Annotated in this window: 5 protein-coding genes and 1 pseudogene; 2 read left to right on the forward strand and 4 right to left on the reverse strand. The window is 37.9% G+C overall.

The window, feature by feature from the left end; genetic code table 11:
* From HRT50_RS18160 to rplM, 4 genes and pseudogenes are all read right to left on the reverse strand, one after another.
* Positions 1–330: pseudogene (locus tag HRT50_RS18160) on the reverse strand (cytochrome b); the annotation flags it as partial.
* On the reverse strand, positions 330–920 hold the full coding sequence (gene petA / locus HRT50_RS18165) for a ubiquinol-cytochrome c reductase iron-sulfur subunit (protein ID WP_291617122.1): 591 nt from the start codon (positions 918–920) through the stop codon (positions 330–332). The pseudogene HRT50_RS18160 and the gene petA, both read right to left, overlap by 1 nt.
* 471 nt (positions 921–1,391) lie before the next feature.
* Complete coding sequence (gene rpsI / locus HRT50_RS18170; protein WP_291617123.1) at positions 1,392–1,784, reverse strand: 30S ribosomal protein S9; 393 nt, start codon at positions 1,782–1,784, stop codon at positions 1,392–1,394.
* Between the two features lie 3 nt (positions 1,785–1,787).
* Positions 1,788–2,216 carry a 50S ribosomal protein L13 gene (gene rplM, locus HRT50_RS18175; RefSeq protein WP_019027184.1) on the reverse strand — a complete coding sequence of 143 codons (429 nt, stop codon included), beginning with the start codon at positions 2,214–2,216 and terminating at the stop codon, positions 1,788–1,790.
* 731 nt (positions 2,217–2,947) lie between these two features.
* Here rplM and HRT50_RS18180 point away from each other — a divergent pair.
* On the forward strand, positions 2,948–3,418 hold the full coding sequence (locus HRT50_RS18180) for a prepilin-type N-terminal cleavage/methylation domain-containing protein (RefSeq protein ID WP_291617128.1): 471 nt from the start codon (positions 2,948–2,950) through the stop codon (positions 3,416–3,418).
* 134 nt (positions 3,419–3,552) lie between these two features.
* Positions 3,553–3,990, forward strand: a 438-nt coding sequence (locus tag HRT50_RS18185) for a hypothetical protein (protein WP_291617131.1), incomplete at its 3' end; no start/stop codon positions are given.

Consider the following 3,990-nt stretch of genomic DNA (forward strand, 5'->3'; position numbering starts at 1 on the left):
AATTCACGTGGCTTTTGATACGAACCATACATTAGGCCGCGCATCATATGCATATATACCACAACGAAGAATGCTGAAGCACCGGTAGAATGCATATAACGTAATAACCAACCGAAGTCGACATCTCGCATTATGTATTCAATTGAGGCAAACGCGCCGTCGCCAGATGGTTCATAGATCATTGTTAACCAAATACCAGTAAGGATTTGGTTAACTAGTACTAACATGGCTAAAGAGCCAAAAAAGTACTAAATGTTTGTTCCAAGCATCAGTCACTGGTAAACGTTTATCTATCCAGCCCATGAAATCGGTAAATAACTTCATTAACATTATGCGTCTCCTTGACCAACACCGATTAATAGGGTGTCATCACTAATAAATGAGTGCTCGGGAACCACTAAGTTTAATGGTGCAGGAACGCCTTGAAAAACTCGGCCAGCCATATCAAATTTACTACCGTGACATGGACAGAAGAAACCGTTTGGCACGCCTTCAACGAATTCCTCAAAATCACCGCCATGGTGAGTTGGAGCACAACCTAAATGAGTACAAACACCTAAGGCAACTAAAAACTCAGGTTTAATTGAGCGATAAGCGTTGGTTGCATAACTAGGCTGTTGCGCCTTTTCTGAATTGGGATCTCGCAACTGGTCATCATGCTTAGCTAAATCACTAACTGTCTTTTCCGTTCTACGGACGACGTAAACGGGTTTACCTCGCCATTCTGCACGGATTAATTGACCAGGCTGTATTTTACCTACATTAACTTCAACTGGAGCACCCGCAGCTTTCGCGCGAGCACTTGGGTTCCAGGAAGCAATAAAAGGCACAGCGGCTCCGACCACACCAACACCACCAACAACAGCGGTAGCTGCAGTTAGGAAGCGTCTGCGGCCGTTATTCACAGGCACATTGCTCATTTATACTCTCCAACTAAGACTCTAAGAAAACAGTTATTTTTATACCAAACGAAGCGTAATATAGATTATACGCCATATGTGGGACTGCTGTTTTTATTAGCTCAAATTTATACCAAGTGGTATATCGACAAAAAAATTTTTATGATCATAAAGAAATAGCGCGTTTTTTACAAGGTAAAAAGGGGCTTAGGTACTGTAAAAGCAGAAATAATTTGAAATACTTTGAAATAGAATAAATAAAGCATATTTATGCTAGAGGAAATGAAATTTGGTACTTAAATGAAAAGAAATGATAGATATAAAAAAACCGACACAAGGTCGGTTTTTTTTAAAAACGTAAACGATATAATTACACTAAATAGTCGGGATTTAGACAAGGCTGTCGAATTATGAGCCCCTGAACTTAGATAACTAAGTGACTGGGGCGAATAATTACAACAAACGCCGTATAAATTCTGAATATGACGTGTATTAACGTTTTGAGAATTGTGGCTTCTTACGTGCTTTATGAAGACCAACTTTCTTACGTTCAACTTTACGCGCATCACGAGTAACGAATCCAGCAGCACGTAGAGAACCACGTAAAGTTTCATCGAATACCATTAATGCACGAGTAATGCCGTGACGAATCGCGCCAGCTTGACCAGAAATACCACCACCAGTTACAGTGATGTTAAAGTCAAACTTTTCTACCATTTCAACTAACTCTAATGGTTGACGAACAACCATAACAGCCGTTTCACGTGGAAAGTATTCCGCGATATCACGTTTATTAATTGTGATTACACCGTTACCAGCTTTCATAAACACACGAGCAGTTGAGCTCTTGCGACGACCAGTACCGTAATATTGATTATCAGCCATTGCTTAAAGCTCCAAAAGTTGTGGTTGTTGTGCAGTATGTGCATGCTCTGGGCCTGCATATACTTTTAATTTGCGGAACATTTCACGACCTAAAGGACCTTTAGGTAACATGCCTTTAACAGCAAATTCAAGAACGCGTGTTGGTGCTTTTTCAATTAGCTTTTCAAAGCTAATTTGCTTAAGACCACCAGGGAACTCAGTATGCGAGTAGTAAATTTTACCTTTCGCTTTGTTACCTGTTACACGTACTTTCTCAGCATTGATAACAACGATATAATCGCCAGTATCTACGTGAGGAGTATATTCTACTTTATGCTTACCGCGTAAACGGCTTGCAATTTCGGTAGCGATACGACCTAAAGTTTTATCTTCGGCGTCCACTAAGAACCATTCGCGTTGTACGCTTGCTGGTTTAGCTACAAAAGTTTTCATTAAAAAACCCAATCTTATAAATGTTACTTAAATAACAATAAAAGCAATAAGCTTATATTGTCCGTTAAATGGACTACGCCACTGCCCCTTCGAGCATCGAGTCCAGCGCCACTGTTTATAGGGGACTTAACAAGAAACCACAAAACAATAGGCATTTGTAACGCAGGGAGCGCGGATTATACAGAAATAATTAGCAAAGATCACCTATATTCCCATTGTTTTTTAAATAATGTCTTCTACTATGAAGAGGTTTACTTGTTTGTGTCATTGAATGCGTTTCACATTAAGTAAATATCGTCAAAGAAACGTAAGTAAAAGGCTGGATAAGTTTCGTCTGTAATGTCCTGTAATAGCCTGAATAACTTTCTTACTGTATCTTGCTATATGTCAAAGGTCACTTAGCTTATTGTTAGTAATAACCGAGCTTAGTACATTGAGATTTATTACTGCTATTACCTATAAGGAAGCCATCATTTTAAGAAAACTCATTTTAAATTGATCACAACTTTGATCAATTTATATTGAAGCTGATAGCCCTTAGCGTGATTTAGGTTAATAGAGCAAAAGCCTCGGACAAAAGTTAACCTTTAGTTAATAATGGGTTACAAAATAATCGATTAACGGTTAACCAGTAATAAAAATAAAAAAAAAGTCGCAACAAAGTTTTACATTTAATAAAATTTGTCGCAGTATGAAGTTAGCCCCCGTAAAAAACAGATGGAAAAATAATTATGAAAAATTTACAACAAATGAAAAAAAGTGCACAAAAAGGTTTTACCCTAATTGAATTAATGATCGTTGTAGCGATTATCGGTATTTTGGCAGCAGTAGCATTACCTGCTTATCAAACTTACGTTAAAAAAGCTAAGTTTACTGAAGTAGTTCTTGCTTCATCTATCTATAAAACTGGCGCTGAAGTAGCGGCTCAAACAAAAACCAATGTAACTGATAAAGCTAATCCAAAACAACTAGTTGTTGGTGATTTAGACGCGGGTAAATATGGAATTCCAGTTACAGATGATGGTGGTGCAGTTTCAGGTATTCATGTTAAGTCAGCAACAATAGCAAATGGTGTAATCACCATGGTAGGCCAACCAACAGTTGATGATGCAACATATATATTAACAGCCACTATTAATGCAACGACTACCGGTGTAACGTGGATAGTAAGTGGAACTTGTGAAACATTAGGTATGTGTTAGTTGAAATATCAGGTCATAAATAAACAGGAGCAATGCTAAATTGAGTTTCTTTATTTATTTATAACAGTTGCTAAGGCTCCTTCGGGAGCCTTTCTTTTTCAAAAAAACAAATAAACCACTAAATAAAACAATGTATGGATAGTTTAAAACGTAAATTCTTCTCTTGGCATATAACGACCAGCTTGATTGTAGTGGCTTTTATTGCTTTGTATTGTCAGTTTATTTGGTTTCCAGCGCCTTTTTTACAGGTAGATGGTACGTGGTTTGCCTTATTGATAATAGCGGCTGTCGATATTACCCTAGGGCCGCTATTAACCCTGCTGTTAGTCTCATCAAAAAAATCTGCACGTGATTTAGTGGTAGATATGTCAGTTATCGTTGTAATACAAATTAGCGCCCTTGGTTATGGCCTTAGTCAAATAGAGCAAGAGAGAACCTGGGCAATAGTGCATTTAGATGGCGTTTTTAATTTAGTGGCAAAAAAAGAAATAGCTAAACTGCAATTAATCGCGAAGCAGGAGTTGCCGCAATACCAAGGAATATATTACGCCATGGTCGTAAATTCAGATTTA

This window comes from Colwellia sp., assembly GCF_013215345.1.
Taxonomy (GTDB): domain Bacteria; phylum Pseudomonadota; class Gammaproteobacteria; order Enterobacterales; family Alteromonadaceae; genus Colwellia.